Genomic DNA, 23086 nt, shown 5'->3' on the forward strand with positions numbered 1-23086 from the left:
GAGTTCATTGGCAAAGGCAAGCAGTCAAGGTTTAACGGGAAGACAGAAAGCGGCTATACTTCTCATCACAATGGGACCAGAGGTATCTGCTCAAATATTCAAGCATTTGCGTGATGAGGAGATCGAGCAACTTACATTGGAAATTGCCAATGTGCGGAAGGTCGATGCCATTGAGAAAGACTCCATCATGGCCGAGTTTCATCAAATTTGTTTGGCTCAGGAGTACATTTCCCAAGGCGGTATTAATTACGCTAAAGAAATATTGGAAAAAGCACTCGGATCGCAAAAAGCAGTTGAGGTCATTAACCGTCTAACAGCGACGTTACAGGTAAGACCCTTCGATTTTGCCCGCAAGGCTGATCCAAACCAGATATTGAATTTTATACAGAATGAGAATCCGCAAACGATTGCTCTCGTGCTTTCGTACTTGCAATTCGAGCAGGCGGCTGCAATTCTGTCGTCTCTGCCACAGGAAAAACAGGCAGATGTGGCCCGGCGTGTCGCTGTCATGGACAGTACATCTCCGGAAGTTATTTCCCAGGTGGAACGAGTGTTAGAGCAAAAGCTATCTGCAACCGCAACGCAGGATTATACAAATGCGGGTGGTATCGAGTCCATTGTTCAGATTTTGAATGGCGTAGACCGCGGAACCGAACGTACGATTCTCGACTCGCTTGAAATTCAAGATCCAGAACTGGCTGAGGAAATCAAGAAAAGAATGTTCGTATTCGAGGATATCGTCAATGTGGACAACCGTTCCATTCAGCGCATTATCCGCGATATCGACAATGCAGATTTGCAATTGGCGCTTAAAGTGTCCAGTGAAGAAGTACGCGATGTGATTTTCCGAAATATGTCGAAACGTATGGCAGAAACCTTCAAAGAGGAAATGGAGTACATGGGACCGGTGCGGTTGCGTGATGTGGAAGAAGCACAGACACGTATCGTATCGACGATCCGCAGATTGGAAGAGGCCGGTGAGATTATAATCGCACGCGGCGGAGGAGATGACATCATTGTCTAACTTGATCAAATCTTTCCAATATGTTCCTGTAGAGGCTTTGAAAACAATTGATGTGGCACATACGTATGCGCCAGAAACGACGGATGAAGAAATCACAACTGAATATACGGAGCCGGAGCCTCAGCGAGATCACGAGGCTGAACGGCTGCGGGATGAAATGCTGAATGATGCTAAGGATTTTGCCGAACGTCAGGTTCGCGAGGCAGCTGAAGAAGCGGAACGGATGCTTCAGGAGGCACAGCAGCAGATTGAAGCCTGGTGGCAGGAACGACGCGAGCATGACGAGCAGTTAACTCAGTCGTTAAAAGCTGATGGGTTTCAGCAAGGATATGAAGAAGGTCAGAAGCTGGCTGAGGCCGAGCTCCAGACGAAATCAGAGCAGATGATGGAAGAAGCACAGGATATTCTGCGTCAGGCCTATGAGATCAAGGAACAACTGATTCAGGAAGCTGAGCCTTTCCTGGTTGAACTGAGTAGTGCTATTGCTGAGAAGGTCATTGAGAAACAGCTTAGCCTTGAGCCTGAATACACGATTGAATTAATTCGTAAAAATTTGGCTCGTAAGCGGGAAAAAGGAACCATTACATTGTGTGTGTCGCCTCAGCATTTCGCATTTGTGCAAGGTGCACGAGAAGAATTGTCATTAACTGTCGATTCGCAGGCAGAACTGCAAATTATTCCTGATGGTACTGTGAAAGATCGCGGTTGTGTTATCCGTTCTTCCTTTGGAAGTGTGGATGCGCGGATTGATACGCAATTAGCTGAGATCAAAAAGGAATTATTGCGTCTGGCACATGAGAATGAGGAGCGAAGACATGAAGGGGCTTAATGCGCACCGCTACATGGATCATTTGCGCCAGCTGGACCCGGTTCGGGTAAATGGCAAGGTTACGCAGGTTATCGGCCTGATGGTTGAATCGGAAGGTCCAGACGCCAGTATCGGGGATGTTTGTTACATTTATCCGGGTAAAACGGCAAAGCCGTTGCAAGCGGAGGTCGTAGGCTTCAGGGACAATAAAGTGCTTCTGATGCCACTTGGAGAACTGCAATCCATTGGTCCCGGTTGTGATGTTGTAGGAACAGGGAAACCGTTGAATGTGCAGGTCGGGTCGGAGCTGTTAGGCAAAGTACTGGACGGATTGGGTCAGCCTCTGGATGGCTCATTGATTCCCTCTCGAATGGCGAGATATTCAACCTTCAATATTCCGTCCAATCCGCTGAATCGTCCGCGTGTGCAGGAACCAATCAGTATCGGGGTGCGCGCTATCGACGGGTTGCTTACTATCGGTAAAGGACAACGGGTTGGTATTTTTGCAGGTTCGGGTGTAGGTAAAAGTACCTTGATGGGAATGATTGCTCGTAATACGGAAGCTGATGTGAATGTAATTGCCTTGATCGGGGAACGTGGACGCGAGGTGCTGGACTTTATTGAACGGGATTTAGGTCCGGAGGGACTAGAACGTTCCGTGGTCATTGTGGCAACTTCCGACCAGCCTGCGTTAATCCGTATTAAGGGTGCACTTATTGCAACGACGATCGCGGAATATTTTCGGGATCGCGGGTTAAATGTCATGCTGATGATGGATTCAGTTACCCGGTATGCGATGGCCCAACGTGAAGTGGGACTAGCCGTAGGGGAGCCGCCAGCAATGAGAGGGTACACACCTTCCGTGTTTGCTAGTCTACCTAAGCTTCTAGAACGTGCAGGGACAGGTCCTACTGGCTCCATAACCGCTTTTTATACGGTGCTGGTCGATGGTGATGATATGAACGAGCCCATCGCGGATGCGGTGCGCGGGATTTTGGATGGACACATTGTCTTGAATCGTGGGATTGCGAACAAAGGACATTTTCCCGCAATTGATGTGTTAGCGAGTATTAGCCGGGTTATGAAGGATATCGCACCACGAGATCAGATAGACGCTGCCGAGAACATTAAGCGCTTGATGGCCGTTTACAAAGATTCGGAGGACCTGATTAATATCGGGGCCTATCAGCAGGGTTCAAATGCAGAAATTGACGAATCCATGGAGCGTATACGGGATATATGGGATTTTACAAGACAAAGAACAGATGAAAAGGCTGAGCTGGACGAGGTAAGGGAGCGTTTGATTTCTGAATTTACGAGGAGATGAAGGTTGAACGATGAGATTTCAGTATTCCTTTCAGAAAGTTGTAGACTTGAAAACCAACGAAAAGTCACAGGCCGAATGGTTGCTTTCCAGTGCTGTCGGACAATTGCAGGCTGAGGAGCAAACATTAACACAGCTTGTAGGCGAAAGGAATCGGGTCATATCAGCCATTCAAAAGGCTGCCGAGGATTGCGCGTCACTCTCTACCATTCAGGAATTACAGGCTTATGTTAATCATCTGGACCAATGTATTACACGCAAGCATAGGGATGTTCAATATGCGCAGCAAAATGTGCAAAGCAAACAAACCGTTTTGACCGATAAAATGCTGGATGAACAGGTTTGGCTGAAAGCAAGAGAGAAGGCCAACGTGAAATTCCAACAGGAAATGCTCCTGCGCGAGCAGAACGAGCTGGATGAAATGGCTTCCGTGCGATTTGCCATGAAAGCCCGGTAAGCGGAAAGTCATAGGATACGCATATCAGCTGCCTGAGGAGGAAGACGATGGCACAGAAGTTAGCAGAAAATGAACTGGATATGGATTTAGGAAAAGAATCAGGCGGGGGATTTGAACGGTTTATGTTTTTCCTGATTCCGATTGTGTTCACAATCGTTCTGGTCGGGGTCCTGCTTACATTGTTCAATATGGACTTCAGAAGCGAAATGATTTCATTAGGGAACAAAATACCAGTTGTTAAAAATTGGGTGCCTGAACCGAAAGATAAGGCTACTCAGACGAAAGAGGCAGATCAGAAGGCACAGTCTGAAAGTTCTGAAGCAACCATTCAGCAGTTAAAGTCAGATTTAGCCAAGCAGACGGAGGAGCTTAAAAAGGCTACCGCTGCTAAGACGACACAAGATAAAAAGGTTACTGAACTGCAGAATCAGGTCAATACGCTGCAAACGCAACAGGAACAGCAGCCACAGGCCAGTCAGCAGGGACAGGCTGGTACGCAAACTACAGGTGGAACAACAAATGAAGATCCTTATGTAAAACAGGCCAGAGATCTTGCTAGCATGTATGAAGGAATGACAGCTAGTAAAGCGGCACCGATTATGGAGAATCTGACTACGGAAGAGACTGTGCAGCTGCTAAGCTACATGGACCCTGCCAACAGTGCAAAGATTTTGCAAAAGATGGACGCTAAAAAAGCAGCCGATATTACTATGGCTCTGAAAAACGTAACGCCATCTACGGATTTGTCAGTTGCTGCGTTGCAGTCTCGTCTGAAAAAGGATCAAGGTACCACAGCTGGCACGACGAGTAAGAGTTTGCAAAGCACTCAAATCAGTAGCACATTTGCTTCCATGGACAAGAAGAGCGGTGCCGAACTTATTTTACAAACTTACAAAATCAGTCCAGACAAGGCATTAAACATATTAAATACAGTAGATGATTCGACACGTGGTTCTTTACTACAAAATATGTCTGCCAAGGATGCGGCTCAGACTGCAAAAATTTTGAACAAACTGATGGGCAGTAAGTAATTTAAATGAAGGGAGGTGAAAAATAAATGACCCTTATTTCTCAAAGTGTATCGCTCAGCTCCAGTCAAACAGCTAGCAGTACGACAGCCTCAACAACGAGTACAGCCACGGCTGCCGGAGCAACCACGGGTGCTTTTAATCAAACACTTACGCAAATGATGACAGGCGGGCAAACGGGCTCAGCAGGCACAGATGCGAACGGTTCTCCATTAGTTATGGTACTTCCGCTGATTGCAACCGGAGAATCCACGGAAGCTCCAACCGAGCCGCTGGTCGAAACACTGGCTCCTTTGCTGCAAAATCTCGAAAAGCTGGATGATCAGGTAGCTGCCGATCCTGCTCTGCTTGCTTCTCTGCAAGCGTGGATTCAGCAAGTACAACAGTTTTTGCAAGGCGACGGAACAAATCAACAGTTAAACGGTGGAGAAACGTCAGAGGCGACAGGCTTAACAGCCTTGGCAGCCAACCCTGCTACTCTTCGATTTGCATTGCAGGACGCTTTGTCACAACTTGCCAATGTAGCAGAGCAGGCTTCTGGAGACCAAAAGTCCCAGGTGGCACAGTTGCTACAATCGCTCCAAAGCGCAACGGCAGGGACGGGAGCTATTTCCGATGAGCAGTGGAATGGTGTAATGAAAGCTGTGGAACTTGCTGATGGTGGGGATTCACAAGCGGTTCAGCCTTCTGCAAATCGAGCAAATGGTACTCAGACCGTAGCTACAGCTACTACAGACAAACAGGTTGTTGTTTCTCAGCAGCAAGCAAGTCAGGGCGAAACTAATCAGCAAGGTTCAGAAGGGCAACGTTCATCAACTAATATTCTCGTTCAGTCTACAGTTAAGACGACTGGAGCGGATGAAGCGAGTGCATTCGTAGATGTAACTGAGCAAGCGGATCCGACAGCAACTGACAATCAGACTCCAGTGATCACAACTGCGGGACAGCTTTCGGTACAAACGCAAGGAACAACACCTTCGGCTCCAGCTCAACCAGTCGTACATGTACGGCAATTTGCCAAGGAGATGACCGAATTTGTAGTTCAGAAACTTGACATTGTAAAACACACTGGTTTGACGGAAGCGACCATCATGCTTCGTCCAGATCATCTGGGCCAGCTGGAGGTTAAGCTGACGATGCAAAATGGTCATCTGGTTGCCCAGTTCATGACTGAGCATAGCGGAGCGAAGGATTTGCTGGAACAGCAAATGTCGCAGCTGCGTTCGAGCCTGCAGAGCCAAGGTATCCAGGTAGATAAGGTAGAAGTAACGCACAATGAGTCGCTTTCCTCCCATATGTATCAGGATGGACGCGGATCTGGAGCTAATCAGCAGCAGCAATCCAACCAACGTTCCAAAGCTCGTGGTAGAGAAGAGAGCGAGGATGCTATGAAGGTAGCTGAAATGGCAGAAGAGCTTCGTAACTGGACAGCAGAACAACGCGCAGATGATATGAATCGGACAGGCTCCTTTACAGCACAAGCGTAATGATGGAGGTGAGAACACAATGACGACTACAGACAACAATGTATCCACCAGTAACGTCTGGCCGAATTACAATGTGAATAATGTCAAAACAGCAAGTGCCAAGGATACTAAAACGATGGGTAAAGATCAATTTCTGAAAATTTTGATCACCCAGCTACAAAATCAGGATCCGATGCAGCCTTTGGAGGATAAAGAATTTATCGCTCAAATGGCCCAGTTTTCCTCGGTGGAACAACTGATGAACATTTCTACGCAGTTGAATGCATTGGGACAGTCTTTGGGTACGGCTTCCGGTTTGATAGGAAAAGAAGTCAGCTGGATTGAGGCAGGTAAAAAAGACTCCATTACAGGTGAAGCAGGCGCGGGTACAGTGAAAAGTGGAATCGTGGATTCCATCGTTATTCGCGACGGTGTGCAGTATGCCAAAATGGGAGCGGCTGAGGTGGCATTAAAAGATGTAACATCAGTGAGCCAAGCTAACACAACGACTCCCGCTACAGGTACATCGGATACTTCATCTTCTTCCTCTACTGGAAGCGGTGAGAACTCATGAATGACAGGATAACGGTCGGACGCCTTTTTCCCGCCAACGTGCCCCCGGCAGCAATCACACAAAACCGAGTGAATTCGGTATCCAAGGATGCCAGACCGTTCGGTCAGGTGTTGCAGGATCAGGTGCTCAAGCTGAGCAACCATGCAGCCAAGCGTCTGGAGCAGCGGGGAATAGAGTTGAGAAGTGACCAAATGGCGAAAATCAACTCTGCTGTGGATAAAGCAGCTGCCAAAGGCGCCAAAGAATCATTGATTTTAATGCAGGATATGGCTTTGATTGTAAGTGTACCTAATCGAACAGTTGTTACCGCGATGGATAAGAAATCCATGGAGGATAACGTATTTACGCAGATAGATAGTGCTGTAATTATTTCATGAAAAATGTATACGAAGTGGCTGGCCCGAATAGGAAAGCCATGAAAAAGCCGCGGATCGACTGATGCGGTCAACTAAGCAACCAATCAGAGGAGGATTTATACTCAATGTTGAGATCAATGTATTCAGGTGTATCGGGCATGAAGGGCTTTCAAACGAAGCTGGACGTTATCGGTAACAACATTGCAAACGTAAATACTACAGGCTTCAAGTCCAGCCGAGTAATGTTCAAGGATATCTTGAGCCAAACGAGTTCAGGCGCAAGTGCACCAGACGGAACAACAACCGCCGGGCAGAATGCCAAGCAGGTAGGTTTGGGGGTATCGGTCAGCTCAATTGATACACTGCATCTTCCAGGTAGTGCAATGACTACGAACAACCCAACGGATTTACGTATTAACGGTGACGGATTTTTCCTGGTCAAAATGAATGATGCACAGGAAGTTCCTTATCTGACTCGTGCGGGTGATTTCCACATAGATGCAAACCGGAATCTGGTTACTTCCGATGGATTTTTTGTGGGAGATTTGGGTGGAGATCCAATCACACTTGCTGACAATGTTACGGCAGTCTCTATCTCACAGGACGGTACAATTGTACAACAATTGGATGACGGAACAGTTGATAATGGTACACAAATTGGATTAGCCAGAGTCACGAATCCAGAAGGTTTAGAAAAAATCGGTGGGAGCTTGTACCGTACTACGGTCAACTCAAATATTGATGCAATTGAGCCTGGAGCAGCCAACTCAGAGGGGCGTGGAGCTATCATCGCGGGTCAGCTGGAAATGTCCAACGTTGATCTGACAGGCGAATTTACCGAAATGATCGTAGCTCAGCGCGGATTCCAAGCGAACTCGCGTATCATTACGACCTCGGATGAAGTGCTTCAGGAAGTTGTAAACTTGAAACGATAATCTCATTTAAACGCGGAGGAGTAGAGGCTCCTCCGCACCTATCAGGAGGTTGGTGTTACGATGATCCCGTTAACGCGGCTGAACGGCTCGCCTATGTGGCTTAATGCGCTGCTCATTGAGACTGTGGAGGAAACACCGGATACATACGTCACTTTGGTGACGGGGAAACGGTTGATTGTATTGGAAAAAGCGGCAGATGTCGTCTCCTTGATCAAGGGTTACAGCCGTGAAATCGGCATGCATGCCGCCACGATAAAAGTGCAACAAATGGAGGAAGACGAATGAAGAAGATGCTGCCATGGCTCATTACAATTTTACTCGCGATTACTTTGATTGCAGGCGCGGCCTTTGTACTTATACCAGCGCTTAGCGGGAAGAAGTCGGAAGTCATACCGAATGCGCAAGCTGCTCAAGCAGAACAACTTCCAAGATTGTCAGCAGATGAATTGGTGGAAGTGAGCTCTGAAATTACCGGTATCAAAACGAATTTGGCAGACGCAGATTACATTGTCCAGATGAACCTATCTTTTCAATTGAACGATGCCAAAGCAAAAGAATCTTTTGAAAAAATCAAAGATATCAGTATTAAGCCCATCGTTATTCAATTACTTGCAGACACCAAACCTGATGAGCTCAGAACGGCTAAAGGCCGGGACCAGTTCAGTGACAAGCTGACGGATCTCATCAACAAGTCGCTCCCTGAAGGTCACCTGGGGAACGCCAAAATTACAGACTTTTTGCTGGCAGCCATTTGATTCCAGGTGAACTTGTCAGGAACACGTAAGGGGGTGAATAACATTGGTGGATGTACTGTCACAAGGGGAAATTGATGCCCTTTTAGCAGCTCTTTCGTCCGGTGAAATGGATGCGGAAGAACTTAAAAAGGAAGATACCCAAAAGAAAGTTCGCGCTTATGATTTTAAAAGAGCGCTTAGGTTTTCCAAGGATCATATACGGAGTCTGACGCGGATACACGAGAACTTTGCACGGTATCTGACCACATATTTTTCAGCGCAGCTTCGTACTTTTGTCCAAATTAATGTCGTTCAGGTGGAGCAGCTTCCTTATGATGAATTCATTCGCTCCATTCCGAAAATGACCATTCTGAACATTTTTGAAGCTGAACCGCTGGAAGGCCGTATGGTGCTTGAGGTTCACCCGAACGTTGCTTATGCCATGTTGGACAGGCTACTCGGAGGAACAGGTTCGGCACCGTCAAAGGTTGCTGCGTTGACCGAAATCGAGACGACGATCATGGAGCGAATTTTCAGTCGTACCTTTGATAGCCTGCAAGAGGCTTGGAAAACGGTACTGGACATTGAACCGCGCCTAGAGGCGATGGAAACAAATCCGCAGTTCATGCAGATTGTTTCGCCGAATGAAACGATTGCTCTGATTTCGCTTAGCACCAAAATTGGTGATACCACAGGGATGATTAACCTCTGTATCCCGCACGTGGTATTGGAACCCATTATGGCCAGACTGTCCACGCACCAGTGGTTTACATCCGAAAAGAAATCAAGGGCGCCCGAAGAGATCGACGCCTTGAGATTACGGGTCACCAAAGCAGAGCTCCCTATTATTGCGGAGTTGGGTGAATCCCGAATAAATGTAGCCGAGTTTCTGGGTCTTTCGGTAGGGGATGTCATTTCATTGAACAAGCCTGTCAAAGAAGGACTATCCATCCGGGTAGGAGAGAAATTGAAGTTTATGGGAAGTCCCGGCATGGTAAGAGATCGTGTTGCCGTACAAATTGATGAAATTGTCAACGAAGGAGTTGAAGAAATTGACGAGTAAAGACTATTTGTCCCAGGAGGAAATCGATGCCTTGCTGAAACAGTCTGAAGCGGGGACGGATTCTACTCCCGCCAACAAGACCGTTGACGATTTTCTGACTCCTCTGGAGCAGGATGCTCTCGGGGAAATCGGTAATATAACGTTCGGCAGCGCAGCTACGGCTCTTTCCACACTGCTCGGTCAAAAGGTGGATATTACGACACCTAAAGTTTCAATTATTACCCGTTCTGAATTTGAAACTGCATTTCCAAAGCCACACGTAGCTGTACATGTAAATTATGTTGATGGATTCGAGGGTATTAACTCACTCGTAATCAAAAAGCGTGATGCACAAGTGATAGCTGACTTAATGCTTGGTGGTGAAGGAAACCCAGTAGATGAAGAATTGAATGAAATCCACATCAGTGCCGTGCAGGAAGCGATGAACCAGATGATGGGGTCGTCGGCGACCTCTATGTCTACCATGTTTAATCGTTTTGTTAATATCTCTCCACCGGGGATAGATATTTTGGATCCTATGCACGGTGATGGAGTATCCAGTCTGCCGGATGAAGAGACGCTCATTACAGTATCCTTCCGTTTATTGATCGGGGATCTTATTGACTCTACGCTGATGCAACTGTTACCTGTTAATTTCGCCAAAAAAATGGTGAGCATCCTAATGAATGGCGGAGAGGATGAGGAACAACCGCAAGCGTCCGCACAGCAGGTAGCTGCAACAGCAGCTCCTGAAGCGCCGCAACAAGCTAGCGTTCCGCAGCAACCGCCTGCACCAGCCTATCAGCAGCAGCCTGCAGCCGCGCAGGCGCCACAAGACGCAGGCTATGGGCAACAACCGCCAATGTATCCTCAAGACCCGGGATATGGGCAGCAGGGCGCTCCAGGCTATGGAACACCGGGTTATGGAATGCCAGCTGGTGTACCGCCGCAAGCTCCTTACGGAACGCCTCATCACTACGGCGCAGTACCGGGACGTAATGTAAATGTACAACCTGTACAATTTTCTAACTTGCAGTCCGGTGCATTTGCGCAAGTGGATGAAAACAATTTAAATTTATTGATGGACATTCCCCTTAGAGTCACCGTAGAATTAGGAAGGACCCAAAAGCAAATTAAAGATATTCTGGAGCTCTCACAAGGTTCAATTATTGAACTGGACAAGCTTGCCGGGGAGCCGGTGGACATTTTGGTTAACAACAAACTGATTGCCAAGGGCGAGGTTGTCGTAATCGACGAGAACTTTGGCGTGCGTGTAACAGATATTGTAAGCCAATGGGACCGTATTCAAAAATTACAATAAAAGCATAATTTAGGGAGGATTTATTTCAGATGGCAAACCGTATTTTGATCGTGGACGATGCTGCATTTATGAGAATGATGATTCGGGACATCCTGTCCAAAAATGGATTTGAAGTAGTAGGAGAGGCCCAGGACGGATCACAGGCCATTGAAAAATTCAAGGAGCTTCGTCCGGACCTGATTACGATGGATATCACGATGCCTGAAATGGACGGCATTGCCGCTCTGAAGGAAATCAAACAAATTGACGCGAACGCAAAGGTTATCATGTGTTCCGCGATGGGTCAGCAAGCAATGGTTATTGATGCCATTCAAGCTGGCGCAAAAGATTTTATCGTTAAGCCTTTCCAATCGGATCGGGTTATCGAAGCCATCAACAAAACACTGGGTGTGTAAGGCGCACCCAGTATGGATACACAACAGGGTGCCTCTGACGCATTGAGTACATCCAGCAATATAGGCAACATTGCCTGGGTCCTTTTCGTGCTAATCTTTATCATCGTACTGATCGTGTACTTGATACGGTTTTTGAGTAAAAGAAATCAGAGCTGGTTCAGCAACCGCTCCGTTCGCATACTGGGAGGCGTGGGACTTGGTCCCAATAAATCCCTTCAGCTTGTTGAAGTTGGTAGCAGTGTGTACCTCATTGGTGTGGGAGAAGATATCCGGCTTGTTGACAAAGTATCCGATCCTGAAGAAGTGGAGCAAATTTTGGCCGCACTGGAGCAAGAAGCTTCTCTGCAGCGCGGCCCGATTGCCCCGCTATTCGCTAAAATTGCGGATAAGCTTCGCCGGAACAACGCGGCACAGCAGCAGCCTGAAGAGGAAACATCTTTTCACGAGATGTTTGAATCCAAGCTTCGGCAAATGCCGAATCGCAAGGATAAACTTGAAAAGCTGCGCAATGAGGAGAATACTACAGATCGGTCGGGAGATTCATGAGAAAAAAGATTATACTTGCATGTTTGCTGCTTGTCTTGTTCAGCTTCATTTCGGTGACGGCGGCCTCTGCGGAACCGATTCCGAACATTGATATTCAAGTCGGCAATTCGGACAAAGGACAGCCCGGTGCCACCTCGCTGTCTATTATTTTACTTATTACTGTCATTAGTGTAGCGCCGGCGTTGCTTGTACTTATGACAAGTTTTACGCGAATTGTGATTGTGCTTGGCTTTGTGCGAACTTCGCTGGGAACCCAGCAGATGCCGCCTAATCAGGTGCTTGTCGGGCTGGCTTTGTTTCTCACTTTATTCATTATGGCACCGACGTTCTCAGCTATGAATGAAACTGCACTTCAGCCGTATCTCAAGGGGGATATAACACAGTCTCAGGCGCTGGATAAGGCATCGGTACCGATCAAGACCTTTATGTTCTCTCATACACGTGAGAAGGATCTACTGCTCTTTATGAAATACACCAAGATGGAAAAACCAAAGAATTATCAGGATATTCCACTAACGGTGATGGTTCCGGCTTATGCAATCAGTGAGTTGAAGACGGCATTTCAGATGGGCTTTATGATTTTCATACCGTTTTTAGTTATAGACATTGTGGTGTCGAGTACACTCATGGCTATGGGGATGATGATGCTACCACCAGTAATGATTTCACTTCCTTTTAAGATACTGCTTTTCGTACTTGTAGATGGTTGGTATTTGGTTGTCAAATCATTGCTTCTGAGTTTTAACACATGAATACTTCATGCAAGGACAGCAATCAAGGAGGACGGCAATGACTTCGGAGTTTATTATTTCCCTGGCTGGGCAAGCGGTGTACATTGTACTCAAGGTGAGCGCTCCGATGCTGATTTTGGGGCTAGTCGTGGGTTTGATTATCAGCATTTTTCAGGCGACAACCCAAATTCAGGAGCAAACACTGGCCTTTGTTCCGAAGATTGTCGCCGTATTGCTGGCATTGCTTTTGTTCGGGCCCTGGATATTGACCACATTAGTGGACTTTACGTATAACATTCTGGACAATTTGTACAAATATATAGGTTAGGCTGAATGTTATGAACATATTGTTACAGAGTTTTCCTGTTTTTTTGCTGATTTTTTGTCGGATTACCTCATTTTTTGTAGTAGCGCCTATTTTTTCAACCCGAGGGGTACCTAATATCTTTAAGGTCGGAATTTCAGGATTTCTAGCTTTGGTCGTGTATCTTACATATGGTACGCATCAACAGGTACCGACTGATGTAGCGTATGTGCTCTTAGTGGGCCGTGAAGTGCTGATTGGGTTGTTATTGGGGTTTACTGCATATCTGTTCATGACAGCGATCCAAACCGCAGGTTCTTTTATAGACCTACAGGTGGGTTTCGGAATGGCGAGTGTGTTTGATCCCATGACAGGGGCTTCAACGCCTTTAACGGGGAATTTCAAGTTTGCCATAGCTGTATTGTTCTTTTTAAGTATAAATGGGCACCATCATCTGCTAAATGCTATCTTATACAGCTATGATTGGGTACCGTTGACAAATGATTTTTTTGTAAAGCTGTATGGTGGCAGTGTAACTGAATTCCTGGTACGTTCTTTTGCGGAATCATTTATGCTTGCTTTTCAAATTGCTGCTCCCATTGTAGTGGCTACCTTTTTAACAGATGTGGGACTCGGTTTTTTAGCTAAAACAGCGCCACAATTCAACATTTTTGTTATTGGTGTACCTCTTAAAATTATTGTGGGACTGTTCATGTTACTGCTTCTCATGCCAAGTTTTGCTTTTATATTCGAAAGATTGTTTTCTGTGATGTTCGAATCCATGCGCAACTTGTTGGATATTATGGGTAATCGTCCTTAATGTCTGGTCTGGAGGAACGTAGTTTGTCATTTAAATATGCTATGAACCTGCAGTTGTTCTCAGGGGAAAAAACGGAAAAAGCTACACCCAAAAAGAAACAGGATGCAAGACAAAAAGGGCAGGTTGCCAAAAGCATGGAGTTGCCCGCCGCTGGTGTCCTGCTGGTTACGTTTTTTTGCCTCATGATTTTCGGCGGGTATTTTAAGGATCATGCAGTTCGACTATTTCGAGATATTTTTGTGAATCGGCTCTCTATGGAGGTAACGCCGAACACAACGCTGCTGATGATGGGTGAGTACGGCGTGCAAATCTTGATTATGCTGGCACCTATTTTTATTGGGGCTATTGTCATCGGGATAGTAGCAAATTACATGCAGATCGGTTTTTTATTAACCGGAGAGGGCATTACGCCCAAGTTTAGCAAGATTGATCCGATTAAAGGATTCAAAAATATTTTTTCCATGAGGTCATTGGTTGAATTCCTGAAATCTGTTTTAAAGATGACCGTAATTGGTTATCTGGTGTACAGCGTACTCTGGAAAACAAAGGCTGACCTACCCAAACTAGCTGAAATGTCCGGCGATCAGATGTTGAGCTTTACAGCTTCATTAACAATGGAACTGGGACTCAAAATTGGTGTGGTGCTGTTCGTTTTAGCGGTGTTGGATTATATGTATCAACGTTACGAGCATGAGAAAAACCTGAAAATGTCCAAGCAGGACATTAAGGATGAATACAAGAAAATGGAGGGTGACCCGCTGATCAAGGGGAAAATTCGCGAGCGTCAGCGCCGTATGGCTATGCAGCGTATGATGCAGGAGGTTCCTAATGCAGATGTCATCATCACCAACCCTACGCACTTTGCTGTGGCTTTGAAATATGACGGTTCGGAGATGGAAGCGCCGCAGATTATTGCGAAAGGGCAAGATTACGTTGCACTCCGAATTAAAGAAATTGCCAAGCAAAACGGCGTAATAACGATGGAAAACAAGCCGCTGGCGCGGGCGCTGTTTCAACGAGCCGAAATCGGGGATGCGATACCAGCTGATCTGTTCCAGGCCGTTGCCGAAGTGCTGGCGTATGTATATAAATTAAAAGGTAAAGTGAAATAAAGGGATCGGAGGGCTAGAGACCCGTGAAAATAAAAGAAATAACTGTCCTTGCAGGCGTCATCGGTATCGTTCTTATGATGATTCTCCCGATCCCATCATGGCTGCTGGATATCCTACTCGTCATTAATATTTCTATTGCTTTGATGATTCTACTCGTTTCTATGAACACGAAGGAAGCATTACAGTTCTCTATTTTCCCTTCATTGTTGCTCATTACAACGTTGTTTCGATTGGCACTTAATATTTCTACAACCAAACTTATTTTAGGTGAGGGCCATGCAGGGGAAGTAGTTGCTACGTTTGGTAGTTGGATTGCAGGAGGGCAAATTGCCGTCGGTTTTGTTGTCTTTCTCATTCTCGTGGTCGTACAGTTCATTGTTATCACCAAGGGATCTGAGCGGGTTGCTGAGGTAGGCGCACGGTTTACGTTGGATGCGATGCCGGGTAAACAAATGAGTATTGATGCTGATCTGAATGCAGGTTTGATCAATGAGCAGCAAGCCCGTGAACGACGCAGTAAAATCGAACGGGAAGCAGATTTTTACGGAGCGATGGATGGTGCGAGTAAATTCGTTAAAGGTGATGCCATTGCTAGTATTATCATTTTGATCATTAACTTGGTCGGTGGCTTTATTATCGGTATGGCCGTTCAGGGAAAAGGATTTCAAGAGGCGCTGTCGACTTATTCTGTCCTCACCATCGGTGACGGACTGGTCAGCCAGATTCCCGCACTGCTCATATCCACGGCGTCAGGCTTGATTGTTACGCGGGCTACGTCGGATGGCAACTTGGCGGAGGATTTAACTGGACAGCTCTTTTCTTATCCAAAACTGATCTACATTGTGGCAGCCACAATTGCATTATTGGGACTTTTTACACCTATTCATATCATTACAACTCTTCCACTGGCGATACTGCTGTTTTTCGCGGCTCGAAGAATGCAGGGCAATATGGAGCGCAAGCAGATAGCCGATGAACAGCTGGAAGAGGAGCAACAAATTGAAGAAGTCCGTAGTCCGGAAAGTGTCATTAATCTGCTTCAAGTAGATCCAATTGAATTTGAATTTGGATACGGGTTAATTCCGCTGGCGGATACACAGCAGGGCGGGGATTTATTGGATCGGATTATTATGATCCGTCGTCAATGTGCTTTGGAGCTGGGTTTGGTTGTGCCGGTCATTCGTATTCGGGACAACATTCAGCTCAAGCCTAACGAGTATGTAATTAAAATTAAAGGTAATACCGTGGGCGGCGGAGAGCTTCTGTTAAATCATTACCTGGCTATGAGTCCAGGATACGACGATGATTCTATTACAGGAATCGAAACGACGGAACCAGCCTTCGGATTGCCTGCGCTCTGGATTGATGAGAACACCAAGGATGTTGCGGAACTATCGGGTTATACCGTAGTTGATCCACCTTCAGTTGTAGCTACTCATCTTACGGAGACGATCAAGAAACATGCTCATGAGTTGCTTGGCAGACAGGAAACACGGTCGCTGGTCGACAATCTCAAAGAGAATTATCCAGTGCTGGTGGACGACCTTATTCCTTCTGTGCTTGCGATTGGGGATGTACAAAAAGTGCTGGCCAAGCTGTTGAAAGAAAAAATCTCCATTCGCGATATGGTGACTATTTTCGAAACATTAGCTGACTACGGCACTTATACAAAAGATCCCGACGTGCTGACTGAATATGTCCGTCAGGCGTTGTCCCGCCAGATTACGCAGCAATTTGCCCAACAAGGGGAGACGTTACGCGTTATTACAGTGGGACCAGGATTGGAGAAGAAAATTGCTGAAAGCGTGCAACAGTCGGAGCAAGGTAGCTACTTGGCTCTTGATCCAGTGTCTACGCAAACGGTGTATCAAAGAATGATGGAGCAAATCAACCGCCTTATTCAATCTGGACAGCAGCCTATTGTGTTAACGTCACCGACAATTCGTATGTATTTGCGGCAAGTGATGGAGCGGACGATGCAGGATGTCCCGGTGCTGTCGTACAGTGAGCTGGAGCCGAACGTTGAAATTCAAAGTGTCGGGGTGGTGAACTTATGAGAGTGAAACGATATGTAGTGGATACCATGCCAGAAGCTATGCTGCAAATCAGGGGTGACTTAGGAACAGACGCCGTCATTTTAAGTACAAAAGAAATGAAGGTCGGCGGTTTCATGGGAATGTTCAGTAAAAAGAAAATCGAAGTGGTTGCTGCGGTAGAGGAGAAGCAACCTCAAAAGCCACGACGGTTTGGACCCTCTTCACAAGAACTTGCCCAGGCGTCTTCACCTCTAATGAACGCTCCTGAACAGCCAGAAAAATCATTTATGCCTGTGGTTCCCAGACAAGCTGCTCCAGAAGCTTATCGACGGGTAACGCAGATGACGGGTGGTTCCAAAGAAGAACAAGCTGAATTAACGATGAATGAAGAACAAGCTGCTTCAGCAACTGAGCATTTGTCATCTAGGTCTGCAAATAATCTGGAGACTATATCTCAAGCACTTGATCATGAAGCATTGCTTTCGAACATGAACTCATCCAGTGAACTGTTTAAACAGCCCATTGAAGGAAGTGCTCCAGATAAGAGCGGAGTAGAGGAAAATCAGGCTCTGCTTAATGAATTGCGGGAAATGAAAGCCATGATGACTCGGTTTTCCCGAAATTCTTCATTGGAAAGTACTTGGCCGGAGCCGCTGCAAGAGATTTGTGAGCGTGTACTGGAGCAGGAAGTGGAACGTGATTTACTGGAGTATTGGCTCGAACAGGTATATGTGCGTCGGAGTGAGCACCCTTTTGCGCCTGAAACTTTTGATTGGGAACAAGCCTTTCGTGAGGAAGTGGCCAGTTTTATTCAGACAAGACTGGACAAAGGGATCTCTAAAGATACCAAAATTGTGTATGTGGCAGGTCCTACCGGAGTAGGGAAAACGACAACCATTGCCAAGTTAGCAGCAGAGCAGTTGTTCAAGCATCACCGCAAAGTTGGATTTATTACTTCTGACACGTACCGGATTTCAGCCGTCGAGCAACTGCGTACATATGCTACGATTTTGAATGTACCGCTTGAAGTTGTGCAATCTCCTGGTGACGTTCACAGAGCCATTCAACGTCTGGAACATTGTGACCTGATCCTCATGGATACCGCAGGACGAAATTATCGTAATGAATTACTTGTTTCGGAACTGCAAAGTCTGCTTTCGCCTATTAATGAAAGTGAGACGTATCTGGTACTCAGTCTGACATCCAAAAGTAAAGATATGCTCAATATAACTGGACATTTCAGTAAGTTTGGTCTTGGTAAGGTTGTATTTACTAAGATGGACGAGACAGGTAGCTGTGGTGGGATGTTTAACCTTTTGCATCATTTTCCGATGCAGCTGGCCTATATTACCAATGGACAAAATGTTCCTGACGACCTGCTTCATCCCGATGCAGAAATGGTGACAAGCATGCTGCTTGGACCCAAAGCATCAACAGGAGTTAACGGAGATTCCATATGAGTGACCAAGCCCAATCACTTAGACAAATGGCTTCTTCCTTGGATAAATATCGATTGCCCCCACGTAATCGTCAAGCGAAAATTATAACGATCACCAGTGGTAAAGGCGGGGTGGGCAAATCCAATTTTACGCTGAACTTTGCTCTGGCTCTGCAATCCTTTGGTCGAAAGGTACTTGTGTTTGATGCTGATATAGGTATGGCCAATATTGATGTATTAATGGGGGCCAATTCACAATACAATCTTCTTCACCTGCTAAAACGAGAGAAATCAATTGATGAAATTATTCAAACGGGTGTAGGTGGTTTGCCTTATATTGCTGGAGGATCGGGCTTGAGCGAATTGTTTACGTTATCGGATAACGATCTGAATTATTTTGCCGAAGAAGTAGAGAAAATGGCGGCAGATATGGATTACATTCTATTTGATACAGGTGCAGGTTTATCCAAAGAAAACCTTAAATTCATCACTTCAGCTGACGAATGCCTGGTCGTAACCACACCGGAACCGACGTCCTTAACAGATGCGTATGCGCTAATTAAAGTCGTCAGCGGGTTACAAAAGGATACGGTATTCAAAATTATAGTCAATCGTGCCGATAACGATAATGAGGCCCGTCAAGTTGCCGATAAGATCGCACTGGTTGCGAAACGCTTTTTGGAGATCGAAATCCCGTTGCTTGGACATATCAGTGATGATACTCATGTCATGCAAGCAGTCAAAAGGCAAGTACCTTTTATGGTTGCTTTTCCGGGATGTGCGGCTTCAAGAGATGTATTGAATCTGGCACACCGTTTTGCAGCAATGCCACAGATTCCGCAATCAGGTGCATTGAGTGGAATTAAAGAGTTTATGCAAAAATGGTTGCGGCGTTCTGTACATTGATTTTGATGAGAGGAAACAGAGGTGTTTAACATGTGTGCTTACCAGGTGCTGGTTGTAGATGATTCGGCCTTTATGCGCAAAATTATTACAGATTTAATTGTAAGGGATGAGTCGTTCAACATCGTAGGTACAGCCGCCAATGGCAAAGAGGCTGTAGAGAAAGTGAAGGAATTGCAGCCCGATTTGGTCACCATGGATGTCGAGATGCCTGAAATGAATGGTCTTGAAGCATTGCCATTGATTATGGCAGCCCATCCGCTACCTGTTATTATGCTGTCAGGCATTAATGAACAAGGTATGAAGGAGACCATCATGGCTCTGGAGGCAGGAGCTTTCGATTTTATAAGAAAGCCTTCCATTGCTCATGCGCAAGATATTGAGCAAGTGAGCAAGGCGCTGCTGGAACAGATGCACACTGCTATGCAAGCAGTGCGGAGCCGCCTGGAACGCAAGGAAGCTAATGAGCGCAAAGCTGCATTGGAACAAGCGGAGAAAACGCCACAGGAAAAGCCTCCAGGACAGGCTGTGACTGAGAAACGAACAGGCAGTCAAGCTTCGACAGACAAGCCTCCTGTTGTTCCGCTTGCTCCTTCACCTGCTGTATCAGCTCAGCCGAAGCGTGATGTGGGCAAGTCCGTCCCGGCAACAGCCAAGCAGGAAACTAAACGACAACAGTCTGGAACATCTGTTACAGCGGGGCGCATAGAACAGCCAGCTGCTCAGCCGAGCAAGTCAGTCCAAGCACCTACTGTTCAGAAGAAGGAAGACTTGTCCAAGGGGATGGGACGAACACCAGGGCAACTAAACAGTTCTAATACGGCCGCTGGCAAATCGCTGCATGGTAAGGATAAAGCAGGGCTGGTTAAGCCGGAGCCCCGTAAGACGGTGATTTCATCAGCTACGCCTACTCCTGCGGCTGCTACGCCTCCAGTAACTGCACCTACAGTTCCTGCCACACCTAAGGGATTTTCTCTTAAAAAAGGTGTGCACACGTCCAGCTTTCGCAAACTGGTGGCGGTGGGATGTTCTACGGGCGGTCCGCGGGCGCTCAAGACGCTGTTGGAACGCATTCCTGGTGATTTTCCTGCTCCAATCGTTATCGTTCAGCATATGCCGCCAAACTTCACTCGTTCGCTGGCACAACGCTTAAACACGTTAAGTCCACTCCGAGTTGTGGAGGCTGAGCAGGGAATGACGCTGGAGACTGGAACGGCCTACATTGCCCCAGGGGGATATCAACTAAGAATTGTGCCAGGAGCCGGTGGTAAATACACTGTGTCACTGAAGATGGAGGAAGCTCGCAATGGTCACCGTCCTTCCGTAGATACGATGTTTGAATCGTTGCTCTCGTTAACCTCGTTGGAGCGGCATCTAGTATTGCTCACTGGAATGGGGAGCGACGGGGCCAAAATGATGAAAAAGCTTTATGATGCTGGGGTACAATCCACATTTGCTGAAAATGAGGAAACTTGTGTAGTGTACGGAATGCCCCGCTCAGCAGTAGAGTTAAAATGTGTGCGTCACCTTCTGCCAATGCAGGAGATCGCCCCCAAGCTTGTACAAGTTGTGAAATAATCGGAGTGTAACTCATGGAGGAGGTGTCTCACAATGGACATGAACCAATATTTAAACATGTTTATTGATGAGTCGAATGATCATCTGCAATCTCTTAACGAAAAAATGCTTCAACTGGAAAGCAATCCAACCGATCTAGGCATCGTTCAGGTGATTTTCCGTTCTGCCCATACCCTCAAGGGAATGGCTGCTACGATGGGGTTTGAAGACCTAGCATCGCTCACTCACCAAATGGAAAACGTTCTTGATCTGGTACGTAACAACAAGCTGGCGATGCATGAATTTATATTCGATACCTTATTTAAAGGATTGGATGCTTTGGAGTCCATGGTGCAGCACATTACAGAGGGAGGCGACGGAAAAGCGGATGTCTCCTCTATTGTATCTTCACTACAATCCATCGTGAGCGGGGATTTCCAAAAGTCTGGCGCAAATGCTGTCACTGAGGAGTCTCCATCTAAAAAAGTGGACAAAAACGATAGTGCTGGGCTTGTCTTGGATCAGTTCCAGTATTCTGTACTGGAGCAATCTATTTCTGAAGGACATCGTGTTCACTATATACAGGTAACAATCAGCTCAGAGAGCCAGTTGAAGGCGGCACGTGCTTTTATGGTGTTCAATACGCTGGAAAACTCTGGTGAAATCGTCAAGGCCTATCCGTCGGTACAGGATATTGAGCAGGAGAAATTCGAGCAAAGCTTCTCGTTATATTACATAACGCAGAAAGAAGTTGGGGAGCTGGAAAAGGAAATCGCGGGTATCTCTGAAATTGAGACTGTCTCAGTGGTACAACTAGATCAGGAATCACTTAAACAAATGAGCGAAGTTACTGCTGGACTGGCTGAGACTGCTGCGGTACAGGAAGCTCCTGTTGCCGTGCAACCACCTGCTCCTTCCCAGCCGCAGTCTCCAGCTGCGGCCTCTGTGGCTAAGCCAGCTGCAGGTAAGGCGCCAGCAGCTAAGGCAGCTGCGCCTACGCATAACCGTACGATTCGTGTAGATATTGAACGTCTGGATGTACTTATGAACTTATTTAGCGAGTTGCTTATTGACCGTGTGCGGTTAGAGCAGTTGGCAAGTGAAGCTTCCAATCCAGCACTGACAGAAACCGTAGAGCACATGAGTCGTGTGAGCAGCGATTTGCAAAACGTCGTTCTTAAATTGCGGATGGTACCAGTAGATACTGTTTTCAATCGTTTTCCGCGTATGGTGCGCGATCTGGCCAAATCGCTGGATAAAAAACTTGATTTGGTTATTACTGGAGCAGAGACTGAAATGGACCGCACTGTTATCGACGAAATTGGCGATCCTCTGGTGCATTTGCTTCGTAACTCCGTGGATCATGGCATTGAGTCGGTAGCCGATCGGATAGCAGCTGGTAAACCTGAGACAGGAACGGTTAACTTGCGTGCTTTCCATAGCGGAAATAACGTATTCATCGAGATTGAAGATGACGGAAATGGTATTAATCGCGATAAGGTACTAAACAGTGCTATTTCTAAAGGGATTTTGACGGCAGAGCAGGCAGCGGTCATGACCGACGAGGAAGCCTATCAGGTATTGTTTGCTCCGGGCTTTAGCACAGCTGCAGTCATTTCAGACGTATCAGGACGCGGTGTCGGTTTGGACGTTGTTAAATCCAAAATCACCGCTTTGGGTGGCAATGTTACGGTTCACTCTACACTGGGCCAAGGCACTAATTTCTCTGTGCAATTGCCGCTGACCCTATCCATTATTGCAGCCATGATGATACAGATCGGTTCTGAAAAATATGCGATTCCATTGTCCTCCATTGTGGAAACTGCGATCGTCAAACGGACACAAATTCGTTCTGTACATGGCAATAAAATGATTGCTTTCCGCGATTCTCATATCCCGCTCATCTCCTTGAGTCAGCTGTTTGAGGTACCGGACTTCAATGAAGATGAAGAAGAAGAGACAGAGGTCGTGGTCATCCGCAAGGGAGACCGTCTGGCAGCTCTTTCCGTACAGGACTTTTTGGGGCAAAGTGAAATTGTCCTTAAAAATCTGGGCAAATACCTTCCAAACATCCAAGGAATTTCAGGCGCCACGATTCTGGGTGACGGTCAGGTTGCTTTGATCATTGACCCGAATGTTTTCATTAAATAATGTCTTCATCAGAAATGAAAGAAA

Annotated in this window: 24 protein-coding genes; all 24 read left to right on the forward strand. The window is 46.5% G+C overall.

Annotation, left to right across the window (positions count from 1 at the left end):
- The first annotated feature begins 7 nt into the window (after positions 1-7).
- The 24 genes from fliG to MKY24_RS10090 all read left to right on the forward strand — a co-directional run bounded on the left by fliG (position 8) and on the right by MKY24_RS10090 (position 23062).
- The gene (fliG, locus tag MKY24_RS09975; protein ID WP_013370674.1) at positions 8-1024 is read left to right on the forward strand and encodes a flagellar motor switch protein FliG; all 1017 of its coding nucleotides are present in this window, start codon (positions 8-10) and stop codon (positions 1022-1024) included.
- A complete protein-coding gene (locus MKY24_RS09980) occupies positions 1017-1853 on the forward strand; it encodes a FliH/SctL family protein (protein ID WP_025723732.1) in 837 nt (278 codons plus the stop codon). The genes fliG and MKY24_RS09980 overlap by 8 nt, the downstream gene beginning before the upstream one ends.
- Complete coding sequence (fliI, locus tag MKY24_RS09985) at positions 1840-3159, forward strand: flagellar protein export ATPase FliI (protein WP_339201881.1); 1320 nt, start codon at positions 1840-1842, stop codon at positions 3157-3159. The genes MKY24_RS09980 and fliI overlap by 14 nt, the downstream gene beginning before the upstream one ends.
- A 10-nt stretch (positions 3160-3169) precedes the next feature.
- The gene (gene fliJ / locus MKY24_RS09990) at positions 3170-3613 is read left to right on the forward strand and encodes a flagellar export protein FliJ (RefSeq protein ID WP_339201883.1); all 444 of its coding nucleotides are present in this window, start codon (positions 3170-3172) and stop codon (positions 3611-3613) included.
- 47 nt (positions 3614-3660) lie between these two features.
- On the forward strand, positions 3661-4644 hold the full coding sequence (locus MKY24_RS09995) for a kinesin (protein WP_028542724.1): 984 nt from the start codon (positions 3661-3663) through the stop codon (positions 4642-4644).
- A 26-nt stretch (positions 4645-4670) separates the two neighbouring features.
- On the forward strand, positions 4671-6128 hold the full coding sequence (locus MKY24_RS10000; RefSeq protein WP_279830953.1) for a flagellar hook-length control protein FliK: 1458 nt from the start codon (positions 4671-4673) through the stop codon (positions 6126-6128).
- Positions 6129-6147: 19 nt separating this feature from the next.
- Positions 6148-6681, forward strand: coding sequence for a flagellar hook capping FlgD N-terminal domain-containing protein (locus MKY24_RS10005; RefSeq protein WP_068940652.1), 534 nt, complete (start codon positions 6148-6150; stop codon positions 6679-6681).
- Positions 6678-7058 carry a TIGR02530 family flagellar biosynthesis protein gene (locus MKY24_RS10010; RefSeq protein ID WP_023988192.1) on the forward strand — a complete coding sequence of 127 codons (381 nt, stop codon included), beginning with the start codon at positions 6678-6680 and terminating at the stop codon, positions 7056-7058. Before MKY24_RS10005 ends, MKY24_RS10010 begins: the two co-directional genes overlap by 4 nt.
- Before the next feature lie 104 nt (positions 7059-7162).
- Complete coding sequence (gene flgF / locus MKY24_RS10015) at positions 7163-7972, forward strand: flagellar basal-body rod protein FlgF (RefSeq protein WP_023988193.1); 810 nt, start codon at positions 7163-7165, stop codon at positions 7970-7972.
- 60 nt (positions 7973-8032) lie between these two features.
- Complete coding sequence (locus tag MKY24_RS10020) at positions 8033-8257, forward strand: flagellar FlbD family protein (RefSeq protein ID WP_013309896.1); 225 nt, start codon at positions 8033-8035, stop codon at positions 8255-8257.
- Positions 8254-8727: a flagellar basal body-associated FliL family protein gene (locus MKY24_RS10025; RefSeq protein ID WP_023988194.1), complete on the forward strand. Its 474-nt coding sequence runs from the start codon at positions 8254-8256 to the stop codon at positions 8725-8727. The genes MKY24_RS10020 and MKY24_RS10025 overlap by 4 nt, the downstream gene beginning before the upstream one ends.
- A 43-nt stretch (positions 8728-8770) precedes the next feature.
- Entirely contained in the window at positions 8771-9769 is a 999-nt protein-coding gene (gene fliM / locus MKY24_RS10030) for a flagellar motor switch protein FliM (protein WP_023988195.1), read from the forward strand.
- Positions 9759-11069: a flagellar motor switch phosphatase FliY gene (gene fliY / locus MKY24_RS10035; RefSeq protein WP_053325261.1), complete on the forward strand. Its 1311-nt coding sequence runs from the start codon at positions 9759-9761 to the stop codon at positions 11067-11069. The genes fliM and fliY overlap by 11 nt, the downstream gene beginning before the upstream one ends.
- Positions 11070-11098: 29 nt before the next feature.
- The gene (locus MKY24_RS10040; RefSeq protein ID WP_010346372.1) at positions 11099-11464 is read left to right on the forward strand and encodes a response regulator; all 366 of its coding nucleotides are present in this window, start codon (positions 11099-11101) and stop codon (positions 11462-11464) included.
- A 12-nt stretch (positions 11465-11476) separates the two neighbouring features.
- Positions 11477-12010 carry a flagellar biosynthetic protein FliO gene (locus MKY24_RS10045; RefSeq protein WP_023988197.1) on the forward strand — a complete coding sequence of 178 codons (534 nt, stop codon included), beginning with the start codon at positions 11477-11479 and terminating at the stop codon, positions 12008-12010.
- The gene (gene fliP, locus MKY24_RS10050; RefSeq protein ID WP_013309901.1) at positions 12007-12762 is read left to right on the forward strand and encodes a flagellar type III secretion system pore protein FliP; all 756 of its coding nucleotides are present in this window, start codon (positions 12007-12009) and stop codon (positions 12760-12762) included. The genes MKY24_RS10045 and fliP overlap by 4 nt, the downstream gene beginning before the upstream one ends.
- Before the next feature lie 37 nt (positions 12763-12799).
- On the forward strand, positions 12800-13069 hold the full coding sequence (gene fliQ / locus MKY24_RS10055) for a flagellar biosynthesis protein FliQ (protein WP_007430038.1): 270 nt from the start codon (positions 12800-12802) through the stop codon (positions 13067-13069).
- A gap of 10 nt (positions 13070-13079) precedes the next feature.
- Positions 13080-13865 (forward strand): flagellar biosynthetic protein FliR, encoded by a 786-nt coding sequence (fliR, locus tag MKY24_RS10060; RefSeq protein ID WP_023988198.1) that lies wholly within the window; start codon positions 13080-13082, stop codon positions 13863-13865.
- Positions 13865-14977 carry a flagellar biosynthesis protein FlhB gene (gene flhB / locus MKY24_RS10065; RefSeq protein ID WP_023988199.1) on the forward strand — a complete coding sequence of 371 codons (1113 nt, stop codon included), beginning with the start codon at positions 13865-13867 and terminating at the stop codon, positions 14975-14977. Before fliR ends, flhB begins: the two co-directional genes overlap by 1 nt.
- A 23-nt stretch (positions 14978-15000) precedes the next feature.
- Positions 15001-17034, forward strand: a complete 2034-nt coding sequence (gene flhA, locus MKY24_RS10070) for a flagellar biosynthesis protein FlhA (protein WP_016820963.1) — start codon at positions 15001-15003, stop codon at positions 17032-17034.
- Positions 17031-18473, forward strand: a complete 1443-nt coding sequence (flhF, locus tag MKY24_RS10075; RefSeq protein WP_339201888.1) for a flagellar biosynthesis protein FlhF — start codon at positions 17031-17033, stop codon at positions 18471-18473. Before flhA ends, flhF begins: the two co-directional genes overlap by 4 nt.
- Positions 18470-19357, forward strand: coding sequence for a MinD/ParA family protein (locus MKY24_RS10080; protein WP_339201890.1), 888 nt, complete (start codon positions 18470-18472; stop codon positions 19355-19357). The genes flhF and MKY24_RS10080 overlap by 4 nt, the downstream gene beginning before the upstream one ends.
- Before the next feature lie 30 nt (positions 19358-19387).
- Entirely contained in the window at positions 19388-20932 is a 1545-nt protein-coding gene (locus MKY24_RS10085) for a chemotaxis protein CheB (RefSeq protein ID WP_339202296.1), read from the forward strand.
- 33 nt (positions 20933-20965) lie between these two features.
- On the forward strand, positions 20966-23062 hold the full coding sequence (locus MKY24_RS10090) for a chemotaxis protein CheA (RefSeq protein ID WP_339201892.1): 2097 nt from the start codon (positions 20966-20968) through the stop codon (positions 23060-23062).
- Positions 23063-23086: the final 24 nt, after the last annotated feature.

It is taken from the genome of Paenibacillus sp. FSL P2-0322 (genome assembly GCF_037975315.1).
GTDB classification, from domain to species: Bacteria; Bacillota; Bacilli; order Paenibacillales; family Paenibacillaceae; genus Paenibacillus; species Paenibacillus polymyxa_B.

Coding starts and splice junctions, on each gene's coding strand:
- fliI (WP_339201881.1), top strand. CDS start 1,840: ATGAAGGGGCTTAATGCGCACCGCTACATGGATCATTTGCGCCAGCTG.
- fliJ (WP_339201883.1), top strand. CDS start 3,170: ATGAGATTTCAGTATTCCTTTCAGAAAGTTGTAGACTTGAAAACCAAC.
- MKY24_RS09995 (WP_028542724.1), top strand. CDS start 3,661: ATGGCACAGAAGTTAGCAGAAAATGAACTGGATATGGATTTAGGAAAA.
- MKY24_RS10000 (WP_279830953.1), top strand. CDS start 4,671: ATGACCCTTATTTCTCAAAGTGTATCGCTCAGCTCCAGTCAAACAGCT.
- MKY24_RS10005 (WP_068940652.1), top strand. CDS start 6,148: ATGACGACTACAGACAACAATGTATCCACCAGTAACGTCTGGCCGAAT.
- MKY24_RS10010 (WP_023988192.1), top strand. CDS start 6,678: ATGAATGACAGGATAACGGTCGGACGCCTTTTTCCCGCCAACGTGCCC.
- flgF (WP_023988193.1), top strand. CDS start 7,163: ATGTTGAGATCAATGTATTCAGGTGTATCGGGCATGAAGGGCTTTCAA.
- MKY24_RS10020 (WP_013309896.1), top strand. CDS start 8,033: ATGATCCCGTTAACGCGGCTGAACGGCTCGCCTATGTGGCTTAATGCG.
- MKY24_RS10025 (WP_023988194.1), top strand. CDS start 8,254: ATGAAGAAGATGCTGCCATGGCTCATTACAATTTTACTCGCGATTACT.
- MKY24_RS10040 (WP_010346372.1), top strand. CDS start 11,099: ATGGCAAACCGTATTTTGATCGTGGACGATGCTGCATTTATGAGAATG.
- MKY24_RS10045 (WP_023988197.1), top strand. CDS start 11,477: ATGGATACACAACAGGGTGCCTCTGACGCATTGAGTACATCCAGCAAT.
- fliP (WP_013309901.1), top strand. CDS start 12,007: ATGAGAAAAAAGATTATACTTGCATGTTTGCTGCTTGTCTTGTTCAGC.
- fliQ (WP_007430038.1), top strand. CDS start 12,800: ATGACTTCGGAGTTTATTATTTCCCTGGCTGGGCAAGCGGTGTACATT.
- fliR (WP_023988198.1), top strand. CDS start 13,080: ATGAACATATTGTTACAGAGTTTTCCTGTTTTTTTGCTGATTTTTTGT.
- flhB (WP_023988199.1), top strand. CDS start 13,865: ATGTCTGGTCTGGAGGAACGTAGTTTGTCATTTAAATATGCTATGAAC.
- flhF (WP_339201888.1), top strand. CDS start 17,031: ATGAGAGTGAAACGATATGTAGTGGATACCATGCCAGAAGCTATGCTG.
- MKY24_RS10080 (WP_339201890.1), top strand. CDS start 18,470: ATGAGTGACCAAGCCCAATCACTTAGACAAATGGCTTCTTCCTTGGAT.
- MKY24_RS10085 (WP_339202296.1), top strand. CDS start 19,388: ATGTGTGCTTACCAGGTGCTGGTTGTAGATGATTCGGCCTTTATGCGC.
- MKY24_RS10090 (WP_339201892.1), top strand. CDS start 20,966: ATGGACATGAACCAATATTTAAACATGTTTATTGATGAGTCGAATGAT.